Annotated in this window: 22 protein-coding genes and 1 pseudogene; 1 reads left to right on the top strand and 22 read right to left on the bottom strand. The window is 67.3% G+C overall.

The genetic code is table 11. From position 1 onward, the window contains the following. Positions 1-336 precede the first annotated feature (336 nt). Positions 337-5,817, top strand: a pseudogene (locus ON32_RS10375) (ATP-binding protein). A 100-nt stretch (positions 5,818-5,917) separates the two neighbouring features. On the opposite strand, the gene ON32_RS10370 reads toward ON32_RS10375, so the two are convergent. The 22 genes from ON32_RS10370 to ON32_RS10265 form a co-directional block, all read right to left on the bottom strand. Further along, on the bottom strand, positions 5,918-6,391 hold the full coding sequence (locus ON32_RS10370; RefSeq protein ID WP_040790594.1) for an RDD family protein: 474 nt from the start codon (positions 6,389-6,391) through the stop codon (positions 5,918-5,920). 266 nt (positions 6,392-6,657) lie between these two features. Beyond that, positions 6,658-7,413, bottom strand: a complete 756-nt coding sequence (locus ON32_RS10365; RefSeq protein ID WP_040790593.1) for a DUF6390 family protein — start codon at positions 7,411-7,413, stop codon at positions 6,658-6,660. 5 nt (positions 7,414-7,418) lie between these two features. Further along, entirely contained in the window at positions 7,419-8,477 is a 1,059-nt protein-coding gene (gene nicT / locus ON32_RS10360; protein WP_217998038.1) for a Nickel transporter NicT, read from the bottom strand. Positions 8,478-8,567: 90 nt separating this feature from the next. Next, on the bottom strand, positions 8,568-9,650 hold the full coding sequence (hypE, locus tag ON32_RS10355) for a hydrogenase expression/formation protein HypE (protein WP_040790592.1): 1,083 nt from the start codon (positions 9,648-9,650) through the stop codon (positions 8,568-8,570). Next, positions 9,643-10,755 (bottom strand): hydrogenase formation protein HypD, encoded by a 1,113-nt coding sequence (gene hypD / locus ON32_RS10350; RefSeq protein WP_040790591.1) that lies wholly within the window; start codon positions 10,753-10,755, stop codon positions 9,643-9,645. Before hypD ends, hypE begins: the two co-directional genes overlap by 8 nt. Next, complete coding sequence (locus tag ON32_RS10345; RefSeq protein ID WP_040790590.1) at positions 10,752-11,075, bottom strand: HypC/HybG/HupF family hydrogenase formation chaperone; 324 nt, start codon at positions 11,073-11,075, stop codon at positions 10,752-10,754. The genes hypD and ON32_RS10345 overlap by 4 nt, the downstream gene beginning before the upstream one ends. A 19-nt stretch (positions 11,076-11,094) precedes the next feature. Further along, a complete protein-coding gene (hypF, locus tag ON32_RS10340) occupies positions 11,095-13,425 on the bottom strand; it encodes a carbamoyltransferase HypF (RefSeq protein WP_040790589.1) in 2,331 nt (776 codons plus the stop codon). Further along, positions 13,422-13,664, bottom strand: coding sequence for a HypC/HybG/HupF family hydrogenase formation chaperone (locus tag ON32_RS10335; RefSeq protein WP_040790588.1), 243 nt, complete (start codon positions 13,662-13,664; stop codon positions 13,422-13,424). Before ON32_RS10335 ends, hypF begins: the two co-directional genes overlap by 4 nt. Before the next feature lie 3 nt (positions 13,665-13,667). Further along, entirely contained in the window at positions 13,668-14,255 is a 588-nt protein-coding gene (locus ON32_RS10330; RefSeq protein ID WP_083874282.1) for a hydrogenase maturation protease, read from the bottom strand. Then, positions 14,215-14,529, bottom strand: a complete 315-nt coding sequence (locus ON32_RS10325; protein WP_051133086.1) for a hypothetical protein — start codon at positions 14,527-14,529, stop codon at positions 14,215-14,217. Before ON32_RS10325 ends, ON32_RS10330 begins: the two co-directional genes overlap by 41 nt. A 22-nt stretch (positions 14,530-14,551) precedes the next feature. Then, complete coding sequence (locus tag ON32_RS30810; protein WP_040790587.1) at positions 14,552-14,671, bottom strand: DUF6893 family small protein; 120 nt, start codon at positions 14,669-14,671, stop codon at positions 14,552-14,554. A gap of 13 nt (positions 14,672-14,684) precedes the next feature. Continuing rightward, positions 14,685-16,007: a hypothetical protein gene (locus ON32_RS10315; protein ID WP_040790672.1), complete on the bottom strand. Its 1,323-nt coding sequence runs from the start codon at positions 16,005-16,007 to the stop codon at positions 14,685-14,687. Next, positions 16,007-16,654 (bottom strand): DUF6084 family protein, encoded by a 648-nt coding sequence (locus tag ON32_RS10310; RefSeq protein ID WP_040790586.1) that lies wholly within the window; start codon positions 16,652-16,654, stop codon positions 16,007-16,009. Before ON32_RS10310 ends, ON32_RS10315 begins: the two co-directional genes overlap by 1 nt. Further along, positions 16,651-17,286, bottom strand: coding sequence for a DUF5947 family protein (locus ON32_RS10305; protein ID WP_040790585.1), 636 nt, complete (start codon positions 17,284-17,286; stop codon positions 16,651-16,653). The genes ON32_RS10310 and ON32_RS10305 overlap by 4 nt, the downstream gene beginning before the upstream one ends. Beyond that, positions 17,283-18,197 carry a NifU family protein gene (locus tag ON32_RS10300; RefSeq protein WP_051133085.1) on the bottom strand — a complete coding sequence of 305 codons (915 nt, stop codon included), beginning with the start codon at positions 18,195-18,197 and terminating at the stop codon, positions 17,283-17,285. Before ON32_RS10300 ends, ON32_RS10305 begins: the two co-directional genes overlap by 4 nt. A 32-nt stretch (positions 18,198-18,229) precedes the next feature. After that, positions 18,230-20,026 (bottom strand): nickel-dependent hydrogenase large subunit, encoded by a 1,797-nt coding sequence (locus ON32_RS10295; protein WP_040790584.1) that lies wholly within the window; start codon positions 20,024-20,026, stop codon positions 18,230-18,232. Positions 20,027-20,038: 12 nt separating this feature from the next. Further along, the gene (locus ON32_RS10290) at positions 20,039-21,094 is read right to left on the bottom strand and encodes an NADH-quinone oxidoreductase subunit B family protein (protein ID WP_040790583.1); all 1,056 of its coding nucleotides are present in this window, start codon (positions 21,092-21,094) and stop codon (positions 20,039-20,041) included. A gap of 84 nt (positions 21,095-21,178) precedes the next feature. Further along, entirely contained in the window at positions 21,179-22,018 is an 840-nt protein-coding gene (hypB, locus tag ON32_RS10285; RefSeq protein WP_051133084.1) for a hydrogenase nickel incorporation protein HypB, read from the bottom strand. After that, on the bottom strand, positions 21,976-22,350 hold the full coding sequence (locus tag ON32_RS10280) for a hydrogenase maturation nickel metallochaperone HypA/HybF (RefSeq protein ID WP_040790582.1): 375 nt from the start codon (positions 22,348-22,350) through the stop codon (positions 21,976-21,978). Before ON32_RS10280 ends, hypB begins: the two co-directional genes overlap by 43 nt. A 76-nt stretch (positions 22,351-22,426) precedes the next feature. After that, positions 22,427-23,767, bottom strand: coding sequence for a wax ester/triacylglycerol synthase family O-acyltransferase (locus ON32_RS10275; protein WP_040790581.1), 1,341 nt, complete (start codon positions 23,765-23,767; stop codon positions 22,427-22,429). Positions 23,768-23,822: 55 nt separating this feature from the next. Further along, a complete protein-coding gene (locus ON32_RS10270) occupies positions 23,823-24,806 on the bottom strand; it encodes an Acg family FMN-binding oxidoreductase (RefSeq protein WP_040790580.1) in 984 nt (327 codons plus the stop codon). Positions 24,807-24,874: 68 nt separating this feature from the next. Further along, a complete protein-coding gene (locus ON32_RS10265; protein ID WP_040790579.1) occupies positions 24,875-25,624 on the bottom strand; it encodes an SDR family NAD(P)-dependent oxidoreductase in 750 nt (249 codons plus the stop codon). Positions 25,625-25,835: the final 211 nt, after the last annotated feature.

The following is a 25,835-nucleotide window of genomic DNA, read 5'->3' as shown; positions in this document are numbered from 1 at the left end:
CGCCTCGGTATTCGTCGAGGTGACGCCCACTTCGCCGATCGGCTCGGATCGTCCGACACGGCGTACGACCGTCCGAAACCGGCAATGGTGGGCCACTGTCCCGGCAAACTCCGGCAACGCGCCCCGGCATGAGGTCGGACCTGCGCCGATAACACCACCACCCCCATGCCACGATCAATCGGTACCCCTCGGCAGCAGATGATCCGATGAGGTATACGGGCGAGTAGTACCCGCGTGCCGTGCATTTATCCGGGTTCGAGGTGCACACTACGCAGAGCCGCGATCGGCTCGCCCGTAGAACGGGCCGGCGCATTGGAGAGGAAGGGAGCCAGGCGAGTGTTCAATCGCATCGCGATCGTGAACCGGGGAGAGGCGGCAATGCGCCTTATCCACGCTGTCCGGGATTTGGCGGCGGAGACCGCGCAACCCATCGAAACCGTCGCGCTGTACACCGATGTGGACCGGAACGCGACATTCGTGCGGGAAGCCGATATCGCCTACGATCTCGGTCCGGCGTCCGCGCGCCCCTACCTGGACCTGAAGGCGCTCGAGCGCGTCTTGGTGACCACCGGAGCCGATGCCGCCTGGGTGGGATGGGGGTTCGTCGCGGAGGATCCGGCGTTCGCGGAGCTGTGCGAGCAGATCGGGGTCACCTTCATCGGCCCGAGCCCCGAGGCCATGCGCAAACTCGGCGACAAGATCGGCGCCAAGCTCATCGCCGAGGAGGTCGGCGTTCCGGTGGCGCCCTGGAGCCGGGGGGCGGTCGAATCCGTCGACGCCGCTCTGGCCGCCGCGACCGAAATCGGCTACCCGCTGATGCTCAAGGCGACCGCGGGTGGCGGTGGCCGCGGTATCCGGGTGATCACCAATGAGGCCGAACTGGTCGACGCCTACGAACGCACCCGACAGGAAGCCGCGCGGGCCTTCGGCAGCGGCGTCGTCTTCCTGGAGCGGCTGGTCACCGGGGCCCGCCATGTCGAGGTGCAGGTGATCGCGGACGGTCAGGGCACCGCATGGGCGCTCGGTGTGCGCGACTGTTCGGTGCAGCGGCGCAATCAGAAGATCATCGAGGAATCGGCGTCGCCGGTATTGAGCCCGGAACAGACCGCCGACCTCAAGGCCTCGGCCGAACGGTTGGCGGTCGCGGTCGGATACCGCGGTGCGGCGACCGTCGAATTCCTCTACCACCCCGGTGAACAGTTGTTCGCATTCCTCGAGGTCAACACCCGACTGCAGGTCGAGCACCCGATCACCGAGGCCACCACCGGTTTCGACCTGGTCCGGGCGCAGTTGCACGTGGCCTCCGGCGGTCGACTCGAAGGGGAGCCCCCGGTCGAACGCGGCCATGCCATCGAGGCGCGGCTCAACGCCGAGGACCCGGATCGCGATTTCGCGCCCGCCCCGGGCCGCATCGTGCGCCTGGATCTGCCCGCCGGGCCCGGTATCCGCGTCGATACCGGCGTCAGCGAAGGCGACACCATCCCCGCCGACTTCGACTCCATGATCGCCAAGATCATCGCCTACGGCCGCAACCGCGACGAGGCCCTGGGCCGGTTGCGCCGCGCCATGGTGCAGACCCGCGTGGTCATCGAGGGCGGCGCGACCAACAAGAGCTTCGTCCTCGACCTGCTCGACCAGCCCGAGGTGATCGACGCCACCGCCGACACCGGCTGGATCGACCGGGTGCGCGGTGAGGGCCGGCTCGTCTCGCATCGTCACTCCGCCGTCGCGGTGGCCGCCGCCGCCATCGACGCCTATGAGGAGGAAGAGCGGGTCGAACGGGACCGTCTGCTGTCCACGGCGGCCGGCGGCCGGCCGCAGGTGCAGCATCAGAGCGGCCGTCCGCACGACCTCAAACTGCGCGGCGTCGGCTACCGGGTCCGGGTCGCCCGTGTGGGCGCGCACCGATTCCGGGTGGGCATCGAGGCGGGCGGTGAGCTACGCACCGCCGATGTCGATCTGGAACGCTTCGACCACCACACCGGGCAGACCGTGGTCAACGGCACCCGGTACCGCCTCACCACCGGCACACACGGACCGATCCACCTGGTCGACGTCGACGGGGTGACGCACCGGATCAGCCGGGACGAGGGCGGGGTCGTCCGCTCCCCCGCTCCGGCCCTTGTCGTCGCCACCCCGCTGGAGGTCGGCGCCGAGGTGGAGGCCGGCGCGCCCGTGCTGGTGCTGGAGAGCATGAAGATGGAAACGGTGCTGCGTGCACCGTTCCGTGCCCGGTTGAAGGAATGCGCGGTTTCCGTCGGCACCCAGGTGGAGACCGGCGCACCGCTGCTGCGGCTGGAGCCGCTCGCCGAGGAGGGCGCCGAGGCCGACAATGCGGCCGTGGAGACGGTGGAGCTGGATCTGCCGGCCGAACCCGCCCCCTCGCGGCCGCACGAACGAGTGGACCGCGGCCTGCAGGACCTGCGCAGTCTGCTGCTCGGCTTCGACGTCGACCCGCACGACGACCGCCGGGTTCTCGGCGACTACCTCGCCGCCCGCCGGGAGGCCGTGGCGGACAATCGCAGGCCGCTGGCCGAGGAAGTCGAACTCTTCCAGGTGTTCGCCGATCTCGCCGAGCTGAGCCACAACCGTCCCTGGGACGAGGACGGCAGCGGCCAGAGCCATGTGCACAGCGCCCGCGAATACTTCCACACCTACATGCGCAGCCTCGATGTCGAACGGGCCGGGCTGCCGGAGGCGTATCAGACCAAGCTCGCCAAGGCGCTCGGGTACTACGGGGTGACCGAGCTGGACCGCACCCCCGCCCTCGAGGCCGCGGTCTTCCGGATCTTCCTCGCCCAGCAGCGGCCGACCGACACCGTCGAGGTCATCACCACCCTGCTGCGCGAATGGCTGCAGGAGCCGATGCCGGAGCGGGCGTTGCGGGAGCCCGTGGGTCTGGCCCTGGAGCGGCTGATCGGCGCGACGCAGGTGCGTTTCCCGGTGATCGCCGACCTCGCCCGCGGCCTGGTGTACGCCTGGTACGGTCAGCCGCTGCTGCGGCGTAATCGTGCCGAGGTGTACACCACCGTTCGTCGGCACCTGCGGCATCTGGACGCGCACCCGGACAGCCCCGACCGCGCCGACCGTATCGCCGAGATGGTGCGCAGCACCGAGCCGCTGGTGCGGTTGCTCGGTCAGCGCCTGGTCCGCGGCAGCGCGGACAACACCGTCATGCTGGAGGTGTTGACCCGCCGCTACTACGGCAACAAGGGACTCAGCAACGTCCGCACCGAGCAGTCGGCCGGTTGCACCTTCGTGATCGCCGAACGCAAGGGCACGAGCCTGGTCTCGGTCGCGGTCCGGTTCGACGCCCTCGATACCGCGTTGCGCGGTCTGGCCGAGTTGACCGGCGGCGCCGCGTCCATCGAGGCCGATATCTACCTGAGCTGGGAGAAGCAGCCCGAGGACTTCGACGCGATGGCCGCCGCGCTGCAGGAGGTACTCGCCGCGCGCCGCATGCCGAACCAGGTACACCGGATCACCACCACGGTGGCCGGAAGCAACGGTGCGGTGATGCACAACCACTTCACCTTCCGTCCGTCGGCCACCGGGATGACCGAGGAACGGCTGATCCGCGGCCTGCATCCGTACATCGCGCAGCGGATGCAGATCGAGCGGCTGCACAAGTTCGACCTCACCCGGCAGCCGTCCTCGGACGAGGAGGTCTACCTCTTCCGTTGCGTGGCGAAGGAGAACCCGGCCGACGAGCGTCTCGTCGCGTTCACGCAGGTACGTGACCTGACCGCCTTGCGCGACCACGACGGCCGGTTGCTCTCGCTGCCGACGGCGGAGAACACCATCGCCGCCTGCCTGGATTCGATTCGTCGGGCGCGGTCGCTGCGTTCGGCCGCCGCGCGGTACCAGACGAACCGCATCGTGATGTACATCTGGCCGCCGGTCGAACTCACCCGGGCGGAGTTCGACACCATTGTCGAACGCATCGAGCCGGTCACCGCGGGCGCCGGTCTGGAGGAGATCCTGATCATCGCCCGGCACCGCTCCTAGCGGACCGGTGAGCTGGTCAAACGCGCGGTGCGGATCGGATTCGAGGCCACCGGCACAACCATCACCATCGGGGAACGCAGCGCCGATCCGATCGAGCCGCTGGACGAGTACCGGCAGAAGGTGCTGCGCGCCGCGAGCCGCAATACCGTCTACCCGTACGAACTCACCGGTCTGCTCGGCGAGTTCGCCGAATACGACCTCGACGCCGATCACGTTCTGGTGCCGGTCGACCGCCCAAAGGGGCACAATACGGCGGCGATCGTCGCCGGTGTGGTCACCACGCCCACCCCGCAGCATCCGGAGGGCATCACCCGGGTGGTGTTGCTCGGCGATCCGACCAAATCGCTGGGCGCGCTGTCGGAGCCGGAGTGCCGTCGGGTGATCGCCGCCCTGGACCTCGCCGAGCGGATGCAGGTCCCGCTGGAGTGGTACGCGCTGTCCTCCGGTGCCCGGATCTCGATGACCTCCGGTACCGAGAACATGGACTGGGTGGCCGCCGCGCTCAAGCGGATCGTGGAGTTCACTCAGGACGGCGGCGAGATCAATATCGTCGTCGCGGGCATCAATGTCGGGGCGCAGCCGTACTGGAACGCCGAGGCGACGATGCTCATGCACACCAAGGGCATCCTGGTGATGACCCCGGATTCGGCCATGGTGCTCACCGGTAAGCAGTCGCTGGACTTCTCCGGCGGCGTCTCGGCCGAGGACAACTTCGGTATCGGCGGCTACGACCGGGTGATGGGCCCGAACGGGCAGGCGCAGTACTGGGCACCGAACCTGACCGCCGCCCGGGATGTGCTGATGGCGCACTACGAGCACACCTACGTGGCGCCCGGTGAGCAGGCACCGCGCCGGTCGCGCACCAGCGACCCGGTGAACCGCGATATCTCCGATTTCCCACATGTCTCGGCGGACAGCGATTTCACCACCGTCGGCGAGATCTTCTCCACCACCGCCAACCCGGACCGCAAGAAGCCCTTCGATATTCGGACCGTGATGCGCGCCCTCGCCGACCAGGACCACCCGGTGCTGGAACGCTGGGCGGGTATGGCAGACGCGGATACCGCGGTGGTGCAGGACGCTCGGCTCGGCGGTATCCCGGTGTGCCTGCTGGGGATCGAGTCCCACAGTGTGCCGCGGCGCGGTTTCACGGCCAGCGACGGCCCCGACACCTACACGGCGGGCACCTTGTTCCCGTTGTCGTCGAAGAAAGCCGCGCGGGCGATCAACGCGGCCAGCGGCAACCGACCGCTGGTCGTCCTGGCGAACCTGTCCGGTTTCGACGGCTCGCCGGAGTCGATGCGGAAACTGCAGTTGGAGTACGGCGCGGAAATCGGTCGGGCCATCGTGAACTTCCGCGGCCCCATCGTGTTCTGCGTGATCTCCCGGTACCACGGCGGCGCGTTCGTGGTGTTCTCGAAGGCGCTGAACCCGAATATGACCGTGCTCGCGCTGGAGGGTTCGTTCGCCTCGGTGCTCGGTGGCGCCCCGGCCGCCGCGGTGGTGTTCGCCGGTGAGGTCAACCGGCGGACCGCGGCCGACCCGCGGGTGCGGGAACTGGAGGCGCGCGCCGCGAGCGCGACCGGCACCGACCGGGCGGCCCTGACCGCGGAACTCGACGAGACCCGCTCGTCGGTCCGTGCGGAGAAGCTGGGCGAGGTGGCCGCGGAATTCGACCGCGTACACAATATCCAGCGCGCGGTGGAGGTCGGTTCGGTCGACGCCATCATTCGCCCCGCCGAACTCCGTCCCCGCATCATCGAGGCCATCGAAGCGCGCCTGGTCGACCAGGCCGTCCCGACCTCGTAGGCGAGGATTCCCGCACCCGGGGTAATCGAACAGGGCCGCGGTCTCGAAGCTTCGAGACCGCGGCCCTGTTCGTATCGTCGAAATCACGACAGGTGATCGGTTATGAGGTTTCGACCACTTGGGTGCCATCGGCCCATCGGTCGTGCCAGCCTTGTTTGGTGGGGCTGGAGCCGACCGTGACGGCAATGGCGAGGGCCGCGAAGAACCACAGCACACCGCCGATGCAGGGAATCAGGTTGAGCAGCATGTAGGCGTTACGCATGGCCGAGTCCTTGATACTCGGTTTCGACGCGCCACCGGATCCATTGACATGCAGACCCAGCAACTTCTTTCCCGGCGTGGATCCGGTGGCGACCTCAAAAGCGAGGAAGTACAGGAAACCGAATCCGGCACCGGGCAGGACCGAGATCCATGAGGGTGTGTGGGCCGATTTGTTCAGCAACCAGAAAAAGATTCCGCCAACGATCCCCGCGATAATCCAGTCGAGAAAGCGGGCGGCGGCGCGTTTGCCGAGTCCACCCGGGGTCACGCCCGCAACCGCTCCGAACCGGGGATCGTATCCGCCTGTGCTCATCGAGTTCCTCCTAGAAATAAACCATCGCATCGACCGGCAGAAGCCGAACCGGCCTCGTGCGACTCCACGATCTCATAGGTGGGCGGTACTCCGCCGGTGCCATTCGCGTGGTGCCGTGGAGGTTTCGTCCGGATCGTGTCGAGCCGGACGCTGCCGACGGTCATATCTTCGTCGCTCGAACGGCCGCGGCGACCAGCCGCGAACAGATGCCGCGTCGACAGAATCGGACGACCCGCCGACAGGAGATGCCGACAAAACCGAACACGCTAACTCGCGGCGCGTGCGAGTCTGCGGTTGGTGAGGTCCAATTGGCAGTCCGTGCTTTCCGCCAACGCGCGCACCTGAGCGGAGTCGAGCCGGGCACACAGGTGGTTCCAGTGGATGGCGACGATATCGCCCGGTCCCGCATCGGGGACCGCCGCGTATCCATCGATCCGTATCGGGACACGCCGGGCGCGGGGTTCGGTCAGGCACAGTTGTCGGCCATCCCACCCGAGTTGGCGACTCTCGAGGAGGACTTCGTCGTCTTCTCGGGCGACAACCTTCCCCCAGCCGATTCGACAGTCGTCGAGCACACGCAACGGAACATCGGTCGTCGCACCGCCGAGCAGCCGGGACCACGGGTAGACGCCGAAGACGTGGAAACAATGGTTCGGTGCCGCTTCGCCCGCGATCTCCACATCCAGATGCCGCCAGTACTGTCCCGCCGCGGGGGCGATCACCGCCAGTAGCTCGGCCGCGAACTCGTTCCGATCCAGCCGGGCGCCGATACCGCCGCCGAGCCAGTACGCGGCCACGAGACGGTGGTCGAGCGGATCGGCTATTCCGGTCATCCGCGCCATGACCTCGAGATAGGGCCAGGCCCCGGTGAATTCGCGTGCCGATGCCCGTACCTGCTCCGCCGAGCCGCCGCGCAACACCGCCGTGTCCCGAGGGCCGCAGTAACCGAGATGATTGGGCGCGTAGGCGAATCGGGCGAACATCCGCGTTCCCCTGCTGTCGCCGCGATTCTCGTGCGTCACGGGTCTCATTCCACCGGAAGTCGGGCGCGCCATCGACGTTCGACATCGCCGAAACGCCAGATCGCGATGGCCGTCGCCCAGGTGAGGACGAACAGGGCGACGATGATGAATCCCATTGCGGCGAGGTCGAGATTCCCGATCCACGCCACCGGCCCCGAGGTCACCTCCAGTTTCTCGGTCAGGATCGAGATGATCTCCTGCGCGCCGATGAGCAGCGCCACCGCAACCGACAGCCCGGTGACCACGATGTTGTAGTAGACCGTGCGCAGCGGTCCGGCGAACGCCCAACCGTAGGCGAAGTTCATGAAGGTGCCATCCACCGCGTCGAACAGCGACATGCCCGCCGAGAACAGAACGGGCAGCACCAGAATGGCGTACCAGGGCAGATCGGTGGCGGCCGCCCCGCCCGCGATCACCAGCAAACCCACCTCGGTGACGGTGTCGAAGCCGAGACCGAACAGCAGCCCGACCGGATACATGTGCCAGGGTTCGCGCACGGCCCGGGTCAACGGACCGAGCAGCCGGTTCAGCGCGCCGCGGTTGGCGAGTCGTCGTTCGAACTCCGCCTCGTCGTGGCCGCCGCGGCGTATCCCACGGAACACCCGCCAGATCCCGATCAGCGATACCAGGTTCAACAATCCGATCAGGATCAGGAACGTACCCGAAACCCCGGTGCCCAGGACCCCGGTCCACCGCTGCAAGCGGGAACCCTCGTCCTCCAGGTTCGCCGCCAGTGTTTTCACCCCCGCCGCGAGCAGGGCGACGAGCACGAACACGATAGTGGAGTGTCCGAGGGAGAACCAGAACCCGACCGACATGGGTTTGCGGCCGTCGGCCACGAGTTTGCGCGTCGTGTTATCGATGGCGGCGATATGGTCGGCGTCGAAGGCGTGCCGCATACCGAGGGTATAGGCGGTGATTCCGAGGCCGACGCCGAACACCGCGCCGTCGACGATGTAATGGCCGGGCACCACGACCAACAGCAGTTCGCCGAAGCCGATCAGGTGCAGCGCGATCACCGCGAGCGCCATTCCGGTCACACTGCGCCGCTGCCGGGCGTCCAGGCCCCACCATCGGCCACGTATCGTCGATACCGACACCCCCGCCATGGTCACCTCGTTTCTGTGCATCGGCGCGCCGAAAACGGCGTCGCGTCAACAGATCCGCGGCAGCTGCTCACCGGCGGGCAGATCCACCACCCGAGTGCCGCCGAGGCTCGTGCGTGTCACCACCATGCCCGGATGCTCCGCCACGCATTCGCCGATGATCTGCGCGTGAGCACCGAGCGGATGGGCCCGCATCGCCGCCAGCACTCGATCCGCGTCCCGCGCCGCCACGAATGCGATGAGCTTGCCCTCATTGGCCACATACATGGGATCGAGACCGAGCAGTCCACAGGCATCGCGTACGGCGGGGGGCACCGGTAGCTTCGTCTCCTCCAGTGTGACACCGACGTTCGCAGCGCGAGAGATTTCGTTCAATGCCGCCGCCACACCACCTCGGGTGGGGTCGCGCATCATGTGCACGTCAGCGCCGGTGGCCAGCATCGCCGCGACCAACCCGTGCAGTGGCGCGGTATCGCTGGACACCGTCGTACCGAATTCCAGGCCTTCCCGGCAACTCAGCACCGCGATACCGTGCACGCCGATCTCACCGCTGACCAGCACCACATCCCCCGGTTGCACCCGCTGTGGTCGGATATCGACACCGGGGTCGATGATTCCGATACCGGTGGTGTTGATGAAGATCCCGTCGCCGTGCCCGGCGTCGACCACTTTGGTGTCGCCGGTCACGAGAGTTACCCCGGCGCTCAGCGCGGCGGCGCCCGCCGCCTGCGCCACGCGCGCGATCTCGGCGAGTGGGGTGCCCTCCTCCAGGATGAACGCGGTCGACAGCACCAGCGGACGCGCGCCTGCCATCGCCAGATCGTTGACGGTGCCGTTGACCGCGAGCTCACCGATGGTGCCGCCGGGGAACACGATCGGTTTCACCACGAACGAATCGGTGGAGAACGCCAACCGGTTGTCCCCGACGGTGAGCACCGCCGAATCGCCCATGGCCGCGTCGGCGGCCGCCCCGAAGGCGGGGAGGAACAGGTGCTCGATCAGTTCACCCGACATCGCCCCACCACCGCCGTGACCCATGACGATATTCGGCGCGTCCCGCAACGGCATCGGACACACCCAGCCGTCCATATCGATCGTCGCGGGTGTCGCCACGTCGAGGTCCTCAGGCATGGGCCACCTCCGCGGGCTGCTCCAGCCGGCGGTACAGGTAGTACGCCGCACATGCGCCCTCCGAGGAAACCATGGTGGCCCCCAGCGGATTGCGCGGTGTGCACCGGGTGCCGAATGCGGCGCACTCGTGCGGTTTGATCAGCCCCTGCAGCACTTCACCCGAACGGCAGACCGCCGATTCCGCGGTGTTCAGTTCACCGACGGAGAAGCGGTGCTCCGCGTCGTAGGCGCGGTAGCGCTCCGACAACCGCCAGCCGCTGTTCGGAATGACGCCGATACCGCGCCAGGCCCGGTCGGTCACCTCGAAAACGTCCGCCAGCATCGCCTTCGCCGCCGGATTTCCCGTCGCCGCGACCGCCCGCGGATAGGCGTTGTCCAACTCGTACCGTCCGGCCTCCAGTTGGGTGACCGTGCGCCGGATGCCCTCGAGGATATCGAGCGGTTCGAAACCGGTGACCACCATGGGGACCCGGTACCGCTGCACCAGCGGTGGGTATTCCTCGGTGCCCATGACCGTGCAGACGTGACCGGCCAGCAGAAATCCCTGGACCCGACACAGCGGTGATTCCATGATCGCGGCGATCGCCGGTGGGACCAGCACATGCGACACCAGCAGCGAGAAGTTCGTGATGCCGAGACGTTGCGCCTGATAGACGGTCATCGCATTGGCCGGAGCGGTGGTCTCGAAACCGATACCGAAGAAGACGACCTGATGGTCGGGGTTGGCCTTGGCCAGTTCGAGGGCATCCAACGGCGAGTACACCACTCGCACGTCGCCGCCCTCGCTCTTGACGCGGAAAAGATCCCTGTCACTGCCCGGCACGCGCAACATATCGCCGAACGAGCAGAAGATCACCCCAGGTCGCGCGGCGATCTCGAGCGCCTTGTCGATGACCGACAACGGCGTCACACACACCGGACAGCCCGGACCGTGGATCATCTCGATCTGATCGGGCAGCAACTGGTCGATACCGTGGCGGATGATCGAATGCGTCTGCCCACCGCAGACCTCCATCAATGCCCAACGCCTGGTGGTGGTGGCGCGAATACGATCGAGTAGGCGTTTGGCCAACTCGGGATTGCTGAACTCGTCGAGATATTTCATGGTGTGTCCTCCGGTTCCTCGGGTCGCGCGGTCTCCGGGTTCTCCACACCCGCCTGACGGGCCGCGGTGGCGAAGCCGTCCCCGAACTCCTCGTTCAACACCCCGAGATGTTCGAATTCGGCCAGGGTCTTCAGCGCGGACGCCTCGTCCAGACGCTGGATCGCGAACCCGACGTGGACGATCACGTAGTCACCGATCGCCACATCCGGGATGTATTGCAGGCAAACGTCCTTGTGCACGCCCCCGAAGTCGACGACCGACATCGGGGTGCCGTCGCGTTCGTGCGTTTCGATCACCTTTCCGGGAACCGCCAGGCACATGGCCGCTCCTCCTTTCCACTCAACCCGCGCCGATGGCGAGTAACTGGCCGAACGCCAAACCACCGTCGTTGGGCGGCAGTCGACGCGGGCAGATGACAGGGAATCCGTGCGCGCGCAGCAATGTCCGGGCCGTGGACAACAGCAGGGCGTTCTGGAACACTCCGCCCGACAGCGCGACGGTTTGCGCCGGTGCGGCGTAACCGCGGGCGATATCGAGCACCAGTCGCGCGACCGCCGCGTGGAAGCGGGCACCGATCACGGCCGCGGGGACCCCGTGTGCGGTGTCGTCGACCACCGCCGCGATCACCGGTGTCGGATCGATGGGGGCCGGGTCCGGATCGGGGGCGACGGCGAACCGGTAGCCCGCCGGGTCGGGCCGCGCACGACGGGACAGGCCTTCCAGTTCGATCGCCGCCTGTGCCTCGTAGTCCACCACATGGCGCACCCCGGCCAGTGACGACACCGCGTCGAACAACCGGCCCATACTCGAGGTCGGCACACAGTTGAAGCCGGTGGCGAACTGGTGTGCCAGTACCGCGCGCTCGGCGGCGGGGCAGGCGCGCACCGCGGCGATGTCCTCCGACCATCCGATACCCGCGGACCACAGATGCGCCAACGCCATCCGGTAGGGGCGGTGCACACTGGCGTCCCCACCGGCCAGCGGAACGTACTTCAGATGCGCCACTCGCCGATAACTCTTGTACCCGGCCACGAGCGCCTCGCCACCCCAGATGGCGCCATCGGGCCCGTAACCGGTGCCGTCGAACGCGATCCCGAGCACGGTCTCGGTGGGGTCCAGCCCGTGTTCCCCCATGACCGAGGCGATATGGGCGTGGTGGTGTTGTACGGTGCGCACCGGTCGTTCGCCCGCGTGGCGTCGCGCCCATTCGGTGGACCGGTAGCCGGGGTGTGCGTCGGCGGCCACCTGTTCCGGTCGCACCGCCGTCAACTCCTCGAGGTGGCGTTCGGCGGCGTCGAAGGCGCGCAGGGTGGCCAGATCGTCCATATCACCGATGTGCTGGCTCAGCCAGGCCACACGACCGTCGGCCACGGCGCAGGTATTCTTCAGATCGGCACCGACGGCGAGGGTCGGCGGCAGCGGGACCGGCAACGCCACCGGTAGCGGGGCATAGCCGCGCGATCTGCGCACGGGCAGTTCGGCGCCGTCGAGCGAGCGCACCACCGAGTCGTCGCACGGCACCAGGATGCGCCGATTGTGCGACAGCCGGGCGTCGGCGAGCTCGGCGAGCCGGGTTCGGGCGTCGGAGTCCTCGTAGCAGATCGGCTCACCACCGAGGTTGCCCGAGGTCATCACCAGTGATCGCGGGCCGGGCGGATCGCCGGGCAGACCGAACAACAGCAGGTGCAAAGGGGTGTAGGCGAGCATGACACCCAGGTCCGGATTACCGGGTGCCACCAACTCGGCGGGGATGAGACCGTATGTCCCGGTGATTGTCGCGGTCTCGGGGCCCGGGGGGGTGTTGCCGGGCCTGTCCCGGCGCGGTAGCAGCACGATCGGTCGGGCCGGACCGGTCAACAATGCGGCGGCCGCATCGTCCACCGTCACGATGGCCCGGGCCGTGGCGAGGTCGGCCACCATCACGGCGAAGGGTTTGTCCCCGCGGCGTTTCCGCCTGCGCAGCTCCGCGACGGCCGCTTCGTTCGCGGCATCGCAGGCCAGGTGGTAGCCGCCGATTCCCTTGACGGCGAGAATGCCACCCGCGCGCAACAGTTCTCGGGCCCGGGCGAGCGGGTCACCGCTGCCCGGCTCCGAGTACATCAGGATGGGGCCACAGTCGGGACAGGCGATCGGCTGGGCGTGGAATCGCCGATCGGTGGGGTCGGTGTATTCCGCCGCGCAACGGTCGCACATGGCGAAATCCGCCATGGAGGTCCGTTCCCGGTCGTACGGCAGGCTCGCGATGATGGTGAAACGCGGCCCACAGTTGGTGCAGTTGATGAACGGGTGCCGGTAGCGCCGGTTGTCGGGGTCGCGCAGTTCGCGCTCGCAGTCGGCGCAGATGGCGACGTCCGGTGAGGCCAGGGTTCGCCCACCGCCGCGGGTGGTGTCGGTGATCCGGAAGCCGGTGCCCCCGCGTGGTGGGATATCGGTACGGTCGATCGAGTCGATCACCGCCAACGGTGGTGGTCGCAGGCGCAGCCGTTCGACGAATTCATCGAGCGCCGCAGGTGGGCCCTCGATCTCCACGATCACCCCGCTGCTGTCGTTGCCGACGCTGCCGGACAGGGCCAATTCGGCGGCGGTGGTGTAGACGAAGGGCCGGAATCCCACGCCCTGGACCACCCCGCGCACCAGGAGGCGCCACCGCCGGCGTTCGGTGCTGCTCATGGTCGGTCTCCACGTTGGAGCAGGCGCAGCCCGCCCATGACGGTCGCGGCGCCCGCCTCATCCGTTTTCTCCACGGCGAAGCCCATGTGGATGATCACCCAGTCCCCCGGATGTGCCGGATCGTCTTCCAGCAAACCGATATTCACCTTCCGCCGCTCGCCGGCGACATCGACGAGCGCCACCTGGTCGTGGTAATCGGCGAGAATCTCCACCACCTGTCCCGGGATCCCGAGGCACATCGGTCAGTCCTCCTGTCGCGCCGTGGTCTGCGTGGGCGAGGCGCAACGGTTCGGCTCCGCGGCACCGCCGAGGTGCTGATCACCGTGGACGAGGAACCCGTCGAGGACCCACCCCACGGCGTCGACCGCTTCGTCCACCGCGGCGGCGACGGGCCCGGACAGGCCGATCCCCTCCGCCACCGAGGACACCTGGCAGCCGACGACAACCGTCGGCGGCGGTGCGCCGCCCAGGGCGCGCAACCCGGCGAACACCGCGTCCGGTGTCATCGCGTGTGCGTCGAGGCGCGCGGTGTGCGGGTTTTCCGGTTCTTCGGGGCCGAATACCTCGATCCGGCCCGGCGCGCCGCGGTCGGGCACCGCGTCGACCAGCACCAATGCCTCCCAGGGGGCGAGCAGGTCGTAGGCGAGATGCATCCCGCGGATGCCGTAGTCCACGACGCGCACACCGGGCCTGGGGTGGTCCGGCAGCCGCCGCACCACCTCGGGCCCGAATCCGTCGTCGCCGAGGAAGATATTGCCGATCCCGGCGATCAGCACCCTGTCCGTCGGCTCACTCCTGTTCCTCGGTCGGCGATGTCGCCCCACCGACATTCGCCTCGTCGACCGTGCCAGTCGCCGTCTCCTCCGGTTCGTTGGCGGTTTCCTTGCGTTCCGCGTAGGGCGGGGTCACCGGTTCGCCGGAGCCCGGTTTCGAGGTGAACTCGGTCCGTCGCTCGGGATCGGCGCCGGGGGCGGAGGTCGTCTCCTCGTGCCCGATATCACCCGATTCCCGTTCGACGGGACCGCCGGCCGCGGTTTCGGCCCCGGTATCGCGGGAGCCCGGTTCGCCACGTTCCTGTTGGGGTTCTTCGCTGCGGTCCTGCATGACGTCTCCTTCCGGTCCGCCGCTACATCTGCCGCATTCGCAGATATCTGCGCAGGTCCGGTATCGACCGCACACCGACATAGAGCCCGACCGCCGCCAGCACGGCCACCACCGCCGTCGAGATCACTCCCACCGTTTGCATCACGAACTTCCTTTCACTTCTCGGGGTCGTCGAGCGGCTCCAGTTCGTCGGGGGCGAAATACAGGTAGCGGCCGTACCATTCGTGCAGCTCGGCCGCGGGGTCGTCGTCCAGCACCACACCGACGTGCGCCTGCCCGTCCACGTCCTCGTGCACCGAGACGACCCGGGCGGACCGGCCGGCGACGAACAGGTCCTGGGCATCGGCCCGACGGGACGGATGCAGCCGCACCCGACTACCACTGCGCACCAACACCCCCGCGACCGGCACCGCGTCGGCGTCCGGGCGCACCGCGCCGTCGACCGCCGGATCCCACCACTGCCCCCCGTGCGGAACCTCGGGTACCAGGGGCGAGCCATCCGAATACGGATCCCGCAGCACCCCGTGGAGCTGTTGCATCATGTCCGGGGACACGGCCTCGCAGCGATCGATGATCTCGGCCGCGCGAGGATCGGTCGCGCGCGCGGCCGCCTTCTCCGCATCGGTCATCGTCAGCACCCGCAGGGTGAGCAGCTCGTCGATCTCGGTGGAGTCGAACAGCGCGCCCGGGCTCTGTTCCGCGATCTCCGGGTGGTCGTAGAGGATGATCGGAGAGATCAACAGCAGACTGTGGTCACCGGGTGGGCCGGCCAGGACCGGGAAACACCGATATCGGTCACAGCGCGCGACCGCGGCCGCGGCGGCGGGTGGGGGATCCAGACACGAAACGAATCGGCCCCCGGCCACTTCGGCGATGACGTGCGCTCCGAGCAGCGAGTGTGCGGTGGCATCCGGTGCATCGGTCGCGGGCGCGCCCACATTGCGCACCGTGACCGCGAGTCGCAGAAATCCGTCGTCCTGCTCGACGGCGAGCTCGAACTCACCCGTGAGCGGTTCCCGGGTCCGCACGAACGCTCCGGCCGGCCGGCCCGAGGCGTCCACGATCTCCTCGGTGTCGACACCACCGGGAACCGTCAGGGCACGCACACAGGACACGGGCGCCACGGGCCCGACGACGATCTCTCGTGCGACGGCCTCGTCCCAGGACGGCCGGGTCTGCGCATCGACGATCAGTTCGTCGACCCGGGTGCCGGCGTTGTCCACCGCTCGACGCCGCTGAAGCTGCAGGAATCGGATCGTCCACGTCAGCACGGGATCCGTGACCGGCTCGAGCAGGAACCGGGCCGACAGGGACGAGTCTTCGCCCAGCGCGGTCTCGGCGGCCCCGGTCGGTCCCAACACCCCGAACTGCCAGCGCGACCGGTTCTTGGGTGCGTCCGCCCGATAGGGGTAGAGCAGGTAGCCCTCGTAGAGCACCGCGTCGGCGACGGCGCGGGCCCGGGCACGCGGATCGGTGATCACGACAACTCCTCGGCACGGTCCAGTAGTCGGGTCACCGCATCGTCGAAACCGAGCAGGCCATGACCGGTTTTGTAGGCGTTCAGCGCGTCGAGGGTGTCCCGGTGCAGGCGTAGCCAGCCGGCGTTCGGGAAATGCGCGGCCATCAGGTCCTGCCATACCGAAACCGGCATATCGAAGCTGTCCTCGCGGTCCCAGGGGATCTGCTGGATCGCGAATCCATCGCTGCCCTTGATGAACACCGTGCCGCTGAACAGAAACAGCAGCGGCACCGTGCCGCCGCGCAATGCGTGCAGATACTTCGATGCGGTCACCTCGAAGTCGTAGGTGCAGGGCATCGGCAGATCCACTTCGGCGCCACCGGAGAAGCCGGGAACCATGGTGGCGCAGTGCATCCAGAGGAACGATCGTTGGGTGTCCTGCCAGCGCTCCCGCGCACCGAACAGATCGGTCAGGCCGACGCTTTCCTCCTCCGAGTAACAGCGGCGGGACGGCTGGATCCGCACTTGGGCGCGCAGGGCGATCGCATGCACGGGTTCTTCGGCGAGGGCGGCGATACCGACCCGCGCGGTCAGGGCCGGAGCCGCCGCGTACGGCTCCGGTCGGATCTCGAGCACGGCGAACGTCGTCGAGTGGACGGGGCTCATACCACGCCCCCGGTTCGCGCACGGGCCGAGACGGTGGTGAAGAACTCGTCCAGGTAGCGACGCACATCCTGCCCACCGTCGAAACCGCGCCACAACAATCGCATCCGGCCGACGAACTCGTAGCACGCGTCGATCGGCAGCAACAGACACGTCGCGGACGCGGCCCCTCGTTCGGATATGCGGATCAGCAGGGCCTCGATATCGGGGACGAGAACATCCAGTTCGGGATGGCGTCGCAGAATCGTATTCCACTGCCGCAACGGCAGTTCCGATTCGGTCGCGCCGGCGGGACCCGGATAGAACGCCACGGTCCGGTCCAATGCCGAGTTGCGGAAGAAGAACGCGAGCCCCACCGGTATCTCCAGCGCGTCCCATTCCCGACGGGTGAGGGTGAACCCGGGGAAGGCGAGATAGCGGTCGGGGACCGACCGATACCGCAGTTCGGCCTGCCGGTCCACGAACAGCAGATGACACGCGCGGCACACACACATCAGTTGCCGGCTCTCGACGTTCACCACATGTCGGTGTTCGGCGGTGATCGGCTCGGCACACATCTCGCACCGTTCGCCCGCCCGCGGCGCGGGTGGGCGCTCGGCTCCGATCCGCCGCAGCACTCGGAACGGGGTGGTCACCCGGGCACCCCCATCGGCACCGCCACCGAGGGCTCGCCGGAACGCACGAGCACCGGAAGCGGGTCGAGATGCCCGTCGCCGTCGACCCGCGCACCGGCGTGGACGACATCGAAGTGGGCGTGACAGGTCGGGCAATCCAGTACCGCGTCGCCGATCGGGAAACCGGACCGCCGGTACAGTGCGGTCCCCGCGAGCGAGTGGTCACACACCGGGCATCGGTCCCGGTAGGCGAAGACGTTCTCCCCCACTCGGCAGGCCAGCATGGTGAATCCGGCGACGGCGAATCCGGCCACTTCCCCGGAGGCCAGTTCGGCCAGTTCGGGAACCACCACCCAGCCGCCGGGTCGGTGTTCCTCCGCACGCACCCGGGAAAACAGCGAGTCGGCGGGTATCGGTCCCGCCGACTCGGTGTGCGCGGTGACGACTTCGATGGCCTCGATCTCCGGCGCCGCCGCGCGCACCGCATCCTCCACGGCCAGTTCCAGCGTCACCGCCGAGGAGGGGCAGCCACGACAACTACCGGTCAGCTCCAACCGAACCACACCGTCGACGATGTCGACCAGGTCGACGTCGCCACCGTGCGAGCCGAGGTACGGGCGCACATCGTCCAGCGCCGCCCGCACCCTGGTCGCCACATCGTGCGGGTGCAATCCGTGCACCAGCAGCAGGCTCGCGATCAGATCGTCGCGGGCCAACCGTTCCAGGGTCTCCGAATCCAGCAGACCGACCACGCGGGTCAGTCCCTCGCCGTACAGGTCGACAACCTCGCGCACCAGTTGCTCGGCGCGCTCGCGGGCCACGGCGCCGCCCACCGAACAGGCCTCCAGCAGTGTCTCGATCCGCTCGCCGGCCTCCCGCCACCGGCGATCGTCGGATGCCGCGTCGTTCCGTTCCCGTGGGCGTGTATCCACCGTGACCTCCCGTCACCGGCACCGATACGGACTCATTCCGGGGTGAGTGTCTGCGTCGGTGAGTGCAGTTTCTGCAATGTCTGCCCCTTGCCCAGGTACATGTGCACCCCGCAGGGCAGGCAGGGATCGAAACTGCGCACCGTGCGCATGATGTCGATGCCCTTGAAGTGCTCGCGGTCGTTCTCCTCGAAGATCGGCTGTCCCTGCACCGCGTCCTCATAGGGGCCCGGCGTGCCGTAGGTGTCCCGCGGGGAGGCGTTCCACGGTGTCGGCGGGTACGGGTGGTAGTTGGCAATCTTCCCGTCCCGGATCACCATGTGGTGCGACAGCACACCGCGCACCGCCTCGGTGAAACCGCAGCCGATGCCCTCGTCGGGCACTTCGAACTCCTGCCAGGTCTTGGTGTGCCCGGCCCGGATCTCCGCCAGCGCCTTTTCCGCGAAGTGCAGAGCGCAGGCCGCCGCATAGGCCTGGAAGTAGGTGCGGGCGCGGTTGCGTTCGATGGTGTTGCTGCCGTGCGCGGGAATCTTCCATTCCAAGGTCACCGGGCCCTTCAGGGCGGTCTTGGGCAGGTTGATCTGCACACTGTGCCCGGTCGATTTCACATAACCGATATCGACCAGTTCGGCCAGCGCCGTGGCCCACAGTCGGGCCAGCGGACCACCACCGGTGTCCAGGGCCAGATATTCGCTGCCGTCGAACCAGCGCGGCGACATCACCCAGCTGTATTTGTCGTCCAGGTCTCGTTTCTGCGGTCTCGGATTGGTGTGCTGGTTCCAGGGGTGGCGCCGATCCACCGGATTGCCCAACGGGTCGGTTTTCACGAACATCTCCTGGTCGGTCCAGTCCTCGTAGTACGAGCTGCCCAACAGGATCCGCAATCCCAGGTTGATATCGAGCAGGGAGGTGGTGACCAGTTTGCCGTCCACCACGACCCCGGGAGTCACGAACATCCGGCGGCCCCAGTCCTCCATGTCCTTGTACTCGAAGTTGCAGAACTCGGGGTCCTGGAACGAACCCCAGCAGCCCAGCAGGGTACGCCGCAGCCCGACCTTGTCGTAGCCGGGCAATGCCTCGTAGAAGAAGTCGAACAGATCGTCGTGCATCGGCACGACCTTCTTCATGAACTCGACATAACGCATGAGCCGGGTCATGTAGTCGGTCATCAGCTGCACCGTCGCCACCGTGCCCGGGCCTCCCGGGTACAGCGTCGACGGATGCACGTGCCTGCCCTCCATCAGACAGAACATCTCGCGGGTGTATCGACTCACCTGCAGGGCTTCCCGGTAGAACTCGCCGGTGAACGGGTTGAGGGCGCGCATGATATCGGCGATCGTGCGATAGCCGTGGGCCCCCGCCTGTGGTGCCTCGGTCCGCTCGGCCCGGGCGAGCACCCCGGGATTGGTCTCGGCGACCATCTTCTCGCAGAAGTCCACGCCGACCAGGTTCTCCTGGAAGATATTGTGATCGAACATGTATTCGGCCGCTTCACCGAGATCGACGATCCACTCGCCCAGATGCGGGGGACGCACCCCGTAGGCCATGTTCTGGCAGTAGCAGGAGCAGGTGGCGTGGTTGTCGCCGCAGATACCGCAGATACGGCTGGTGATGAAGTGGGCGTCGCGGGGGTCCTTACCGCGCATGAAGACGGAGTAGCCGCGGAAGATGGAGGAGGTGCTGTGACACTCGACCACTTCCTGATTCTCGAAGTCGATCTTGGTGTATATACCCAGGCTGCCGACGATGCGGGTGATCGGATCCCAGGCCATCTCGACCAGGGTGTCCGGTTCGGTCGTCCGGTGCGACGGCTCGGGGATGATCTGTGTCATCGCGAGATCCTCCTACCAGGTTCGGGTCGCGCCGGTCTCGAGCTTGTCGCCTCGATGTCGCCAGCGTGGCTCCTTGTCGACGGTGCGGCCGGTGATATGTCGTAGGCCGCGGACCACCGATCCGTAGACGCCCGAGGCCGCGGAGGAGAATTTCCCGCCGGGCGGTTCGTCCATGAAGGGCATGAATTTGTCGGGGAAACCGGGCATGGTGCAGCCGATGCAGATACCGCCCACGTTCGGGCAGCCGCCCACCCCGTTGATCCACCCGCGTTTGGGCACATTGCACTTGACCACCGGGCCCCAGCAGCCGAGTTTCACAATGCATTTCGGCGAACCGTACTCGGTGGCGAATTCGCCCTCCTCGTAGTAGCCCGCACGGTCGCAGCCCTCGTGTACGGTCGCACCGAAGAGCCATTTGGGTCGCAGCGCCTCGTCGAGGGGAATCATCGGCGCCTGTCCGGTGGCCAGGTAGAGCAGGTAGGTGAGCGTTTCCGACATATTGTCCGGGTGGATCGGGCAGCCGGGGACACAGACGATCGGGATACCCGCCTTGCTCTTCCAATCCCAGCCGAGGTAGTCGGGAACGCCCATGGCGCCGGTCGGATTGCCCGCCATGGCGTGGATACCGCCGTAGGTGGCGCAGGTACCGGCCGCCACGATGGCGGTGGCCTTCGGCGCGAGACGGTCCAGCCATGTGCTGGTCGTCATGGGCTGTCCGGTATCGGGGTCGTTACCGAATCCGCACCAGTAGCCTTCCTCGTGCAGTTCCTCGTTGGGTATCGACCCCTCCACCACCAGAACGAAGGGGTCGATCTCGCCCCGGTCGGCTCGGAAGAACCACTCGAGGAAGTCGTCGGCTCCCCCGTTCGGGCCGCATTCGAAATCGATGAGCGGCCAGTGCACGGCGACCTTCGGGAGACCGGGTAGCGCGCCGAGGGCGATTTCCTCGACGCTGGGCTGGGTGGCGGCGGTCAACGCCACCGAGTCACCGTCGCAACTGAGACCGGCATTGATCCACAGCACGTGGATCAGCGTCTCTTCGGCTTGGACCGCTTCCTGGGTGGGCATGGCACTGCCACCTTCCCGAGCCGAAGGCGGCGTCGACCGTACTCGGCTCACATACCGCGGTTTGTGACGCTGGTCACAATCAGTCTAGGTGGGGCCCACCGCGTCCTCAAGGCGCGCCGCCGGCAGCCGATACTGCTGCATCAGCCACTCGTACCACCGATCGAGTCCGGTGCCCGCAGTCGCCGAGATCGGCACGATCTGCACATCCGGGTGGATCGACCGTGCGTACTCACCGAAGCGGGTGATATCGAAATCGACATACGGCAGCAGGTCGATCTTGTTGACCAGCACCAGCTCGGCCGCGGCGAACATATGCGGGTATTTCAGCGGTTTGTCGGCCCCCTCGGTCACCGAGACGATCACGACCTTGCCACGTTCACCCAGGTCGAACAATGCCGGGCAGACCAGATTGCCGACATTCTCCACGAACACCAGCGTCCCGGGCCGGGGATCGAGCACATCCAGCGCCCGCCGGGTCATCTCGGCGTCGAGGTGACATCCGGCGCCAGTGTTCACCTGCACCACCTCGACCCCGGTCGCCCTGATCCGCTCGGCGTCGAGCTGGGTCTCCTGATCGCCTTCGATCACCGCGATCGGGAGCTGCCCCATATCCCGGATCGTCCGTTCGAGCAGGGTGGTCTTACCTGCCCCGGGAGAACTGGTGAGGTTCAGCGCCAGGATGCCGCGCCGATGCAACCATTCCCGGTTGTGCTGGGCCAGGTGGTCGTTCTTGGCGAGAACCTTCTGTTCCAGGCTCACCGTTTCGGTCATCGTCGGGTGTCCATGTTCGGCATCGTGTTCGTGCTCGTGCCGATGACCATTGCCCGGGGCACGGTCCGGGTCGTGCTCACGGCCCGGTTCATGGCCTCGCCCGACGGTGATCACGTTCGCCGTGTCGTTTCCGCATCCGCAGGTTGCGCACATTCTCGGCTCACTTCCATCGACCGGATTCGTAGTTCCCGCCCGGACCGGAGCTCGATATCGGCGCTGCCGCAGACGCAGAGCAACACCGGGTCCATGACGGTGAAATCGGCACCGCAGGCACGGCAACGCGCCGTCCCCGGCATACACCGAATTTCCAGATTCGCACCCTCGGCGAGAGTGCCCTCGGCGACGAGGTCGAAACAGAATCGCATCGCGTCCGGCACCACCGCGGTCAATACCCCGACCTCGACGGTGACGCTGTACACGGTCCGCCCCGCCGCGTGCTCGCACACGGTCTCGACAACGCTTTGGGTGATCGCGAGTTCGTGCATTCGCCGCCTCGGCTCATCACGGGACATTTCCGAGGCTACTCCGATGGAGGCTGCTCCGACGCATGATCGCGCAGGATCAGCCACCCTCGACGTTGCCCCTCGCGACATGCTCCGCCAACACCTCGACGGTCTTCTCGACGGTTTCGGCGAGCACATCGATATCGGCTGCGGTGTCGTAATCACCGGTGATTCCGAAGGACAGCCGATCGTCGTAGCCGACAACCGTGACTGCAGTACGCAACCGCATGGCGATCGGCACGTACCCGGAGAGCTCGACCATCTCGCGACCCAGCAACCGCATACGCTGTTTCGGGCCCGGCACATTGGTCACCAGACCGGCCACACCCTGCTGCGGGAACACGGTCACCGCCCGCAGGAGCAAGGCGAGCGGCGCGAACGGCAGCAAGCGCGACAACGACAGAATCGAACCGACGGCCGACGATTCCCCGCTGCCTTTGTGAGCGGCCATTCTCTCGTGAACCCGACGCAACTGCTGCACCGGATCGGCGATATCGATGGGCAGCACCGGCAGCATGGCCGACACCCGATTGTCCGGAACGGATACCGCCTCCGCCGAACGCACCGACACCGGGGTGAGGACCCGCAGATCGATGTTCGTCGGATCCTCACCGCGGCGCAGCAGGATTTCCCGGTAGCCGGCGGATACTGCGGCGAGCGCCACATCGTTGACGGTGACATCGAAGAAGTGGGCCGTTGCGCGTACCGCCGACAGCGATGTTCGGGCCACCGTATACCGGCGTCGGGTACCGATCGGACCGTTCAACGAGGTTTTCGGGGCGGGCACCACCACCCCGGCAGCGAACGGACCGACCGCCCGGACCGTTTTCATCAGGGCACGCGGAACCTCGTAGGGCAATCGGAGCCATTTCCCCGGATCCGAATGCCCCCGCCCGGATCGGGGGCGCGCCGGCGCAGTGGCCGCCTGCCCGGGGTGCGGATCGCACAACCGCTGCAACAGCGATATCCCCGACACCCCGTCCACCATGCTGTGGTGGGCCTTGACGATCAACGCCCAGCGATCCGGTCGCACGCGTTCGACGACAACGCATTGCCACAGCGGGTGATCCCGGTCCAGCCGTTCCTCCATCACATGGGCGACCAGTTCCCACAGCGCGGTTTCGTCACCCGGTTCGGGGAGTGCCGTCCAGCGCAGATGACGGTCGATGTCGAAGTCGGGATCGTCGACCCAGACCGGTGCGGTGAGATCCCACGGCATTCTGCGCACCTTCTGTCGCAGTCGTGGTTGCCGCGACCAGCGCCCCACCGCCTCGACGAACTCGGCACGGGTGGGAAGCGGTCCGTTCAGGATCGCTATGGCGCCGATCCCCACACTGACATGGCGGTCGACGTCCTCGAGTTCCATGAATCCGGTGTCCAGCGGCCGCAACTCCGTCATCTCGGCTCGTCTCCTCTCGGTACCGGAATTCCCGTCGACGATCCGTTGCGCCGGATCATCGCAACGGAGACACCACCTCGTCGAGGGGACGCCGCGGGCTCACCGGCACCTCGTCCGCGCTGGTCGCCGCCCAACCGACCCGAATGATGAGCTGCGGGTAGCCGATATCGTCGAGCACATCACCTCGGATGAGATCGCGGGTTCGGGGCAACTCGAGCGGTTCCGACATGGGGCAGGTCGCCATTCCGAGCGCGGTGGCCGACAAGAGAACGGCACTGCTCGCCTCTCCGGCGCGCAACCAGGACAGTCGGTCGTCGACGGGGGTATAGACCAGCAGCAGACTGCCGCCCTCGGTCATATCCCGCACCACCGTCTCACTCTGGGTGGCGACAGCGAACTCGCGGGTGAGCGGATCCTCCGCCACCGGCACGGCATTGCGCGCCGGCACGCCGTCCGGTGCCGCGTGCCGGCCGCTCCACATCGCCAGTTCGGACCGGTAATCAGGGTCACCGCGATGCTGTTCGGCCGCCCAGGCGAAGGCCGCCACCAGTGCCGCACGGTTCGCTCCGCCGACGATCTCGCGGATATCCGCCCCTTCCTCGGTACCGGCGGCCAACAAGGTGGCCAGCTGTCCCGGCGGAATCTCCCACGAGGTGACCCGCCGGCGATCGGTGTGCCTGCGGTTTATCGCCCGCGCCAACTCGACGAAATCCGCCGTGGGGGTGACCCGGGCGAATTCGACGGCCGCGAGGTGGTTGGGCTCGGCGGGATTCGGAAACCGGTGCACAATGGTGCGCCATCCCATGGATCTGGCCGCGATCCGGAAATGATGCAATGCCACGCCGCAGCTGATGATCTGGTCCCGTCCGTCGGGGTCGGCGCACGATAACCGCCGCTCTTCGTCCGCGTACAGGTGAACCGTCCGATCACCGACCCGCCACTGCCACGGTTGCGTGTTGTGCACCGACGGCGCCCGAATGGCCAGCGCCAAGGCCGCGCGTACCGTGTCGACGCCGGGGTGCGTGTCGGTCGTGGTCATAGTCGTTCCTCGCTTTCGGATCGGAACCGACCCGGCGGTCCGGGACACCATGGGGGAACCGCGCCGGGTCACGACGCTTCGGGCAGATTCAGCACCTGCCCCGCGGTGGACCCGCCGTCCAGCACGAACTCCGATCCTGTGGAAAAGGTCGCCTCGGTGATCAGGAAGCGCACCATCGCCGCCACTTCCTCCGGTTCGCCGAAACGCGCCAGTGGTTGATCCTCGACCACGGATTCGTCCATCTCCGCCGTCATGGGAGTGCGGATCGGTCCCGGATGAACCGAACACACGCGGATATCCGCGCGGCCCAATTCCAGCGCGGCGGCTTTCGTCAGGCCACGCATCCCCCATTTGGCGGCCACATATCCACCGAGCCCCGCATATCCGATCAGCCCGGCGGTGGAGGAAACGTTCACGACGACCCCCCCGCCCGCCGCGCGCATCCGCGGCACGGCCAGATGCATACCCAACCAGGCGCCGTACAGATTCACATCCACCACATGTCGGAACATGGTGGGCGTTTCCGTTTCGATTCCTCCGAAACCGACGATGCCCGCATTGTTGACCAGGATCGACAACGGACCGGACCAGGCCTCGGCCTCATCGATCACCCGCCGCCAATCCGCTTCATCGGTCACGTCGAGACGTCGGAACATCGCCGACGGTCCCACCGATTCGACCAATGTCGTGCCTTCCTGTTCCAGCAGGTCGGCCGCGACGACATGGATGTGTTCCTTGGCCAGTGCGCGCACGATCGCGGCGCCGATCCCGCGGGCCCCGCCGGTGACGATCGCGCTGCGGCCGTCGAAGGCACTCATGATGACAACCTCTCATCGAAGGATGGGTCCGCCCCCAGCCTCGCGCGTCCGAAACCCGGGCGGGACCGCCGAAAGTCACCTGTCCCGGTGTCATCCGGCAGTACTGGCCCCGGTATCCGACGCCGGATCGCCGCGGTGGGTTCCTCGTGGGTCGATGGTCCTTCCGGCGGAGGCATCAGGACTCTCCCGGCACGCCGGGGTTCGGGGGACG

Source organism: Nocardia paucivorans NBRC 100373, from assembly GCF_000308675.1.
GTDB lineage: Bacteria > Actinomycetota > Actinomycetes > Mycobacteriales > Mycobacteriaceae > Nocardia > Nocardia paucivorans.
Note: the sequence above shows the minus strand (reverse complement) of the source record. Positions and strands in the feature narration are given on the sequence as shown.

What these genes read in the sequence shown, in the direction of transcription:
- ON32_RS10335 (WP_040790588.1), bottom strand. Translation starts at nt 13,664, where the DNA reads ATGTGCCTCGGGATCCCGGGACAGGTGGTGGAGATTCTCGCCGATTAC.
- ON32_RS10370 (WP_040790594.1), bottom strand. Translation starts at nt 6,391, where the DNA reads ATGAGCACAGGCGGATACGATCCCCGGTTCGGAGCGGTTGCGGGCGTG.
- ON32_RS10275 (WP_040790581.1), bottom strand. Translation starts at nt 23,767, where the DNA reads ATGACGGAGTTGCGGCCGCTGGACACCGGATTCATGGAACTCGAGGAC.
- hypF (WP_040790589.1), bottom strand. Translation starts at nt 13,425, where the DNA reads ATGAGCAGCACCGAACGCCGGCGGTGGCGCCTCCTGGTGCGCGGGGTG.
- ON32_RS10325 (WP_051133086.1), bottom strand. Translation starts at nt 14,529, where the DNA reads ATGCAGGACCGCAGCGAAGAACCCCAACAGGAACGTGGCGAACCGGGC.
- ON32_RS10310 (WP_040790586.1), bottom strand. Translation starts at nt 16,654, where the DNA reads ATGAGCCCCGTCCACTCGACGACGTTCGCCGTGCTCGAGATCCGACCG.
- ON32_RS10295 (WP_040790584.1), bottom strand. Translation starts at nt 20,026, where the DNA reads ATGACACAGATCATCCCCGAGCCGTCGCACCGGACGACCGAACCGGAC.
- ON32_RS10345 (WP_040790590.1), bottom strand. Translation starts at nt 11,075, where the DNA reads ATGTGCCTGGCGGTTCCCGGAAAGGTGATCGAAACGCACGAACGCGAC.
- hypD (WP_040790591.1), bottom strand. Translation starts at nt 10,755, where the DNA reads ATGAAATATCTCGACGAGTTCAGCAATCCCGAGTTGGCCAAACGCCTA.
- ON32_RS10330 (WP_083874282.1), bottom strand. Translation starts at nt 14,255, where the DNA reads ATGTCGGTGGGGCGACATCGCCGACCGAGGAACAGGAGTGAGCCGACG.
- hypE (WP_040790592.1), bottom strand. Translation starts at nt 9,650, where the DNA reads ATGCCTGAGGACCTCGACGTGGCGACACCCGCGACGATCGATATGGAC.
- hypB (WP_051133084.1), bottom strand. Translation starts at nt 22,018, where the DNA reads ATGTGCGCAACCTGCGGATGCGGAAACGACACGGCGAACGTGATCACC.
- ON32_RS10280 (WP_040790582.1), bottom strand. Translation starts at nt 22,350, where the DNA reads ATGCACGAACTCGCGATCACCCAAAGCGTTGTCGAGACCGTGTGCGAG.
- ON32_RS10270 (WP_040790580.1), bottom strand. Translation starts at nt 24,806, where the DNA reads ATGACCACGACCGACACGCACCCCGGCGTCGACACGGTACGCGCGGCC.
- ON32_RS10290 (WP_040790583.1), bottom strand. Translation starts at nt 21,094, where the DNA reads ATGCCCACCCAGGAAGCGGTCCAAGCCGAAGAGACGCTGATCCACGTG.
- ON32_RS10265 (WP_040790579.1), bottom strand. Translation starts at nt 25,624, where the DNA reads ATGAGTGCCTTCGACGGCCGCAGCGCGATCGTCACCGGCGGGGCCCGC.
- ON32_RS30810 (WP_040790587.1), bottom strand. Translation starts at nt 14,671, where the DNA reads ATGCAAACGGTGGGAGTGATCTCGACGGCGGTGGTGGCCGTGCTGGCG.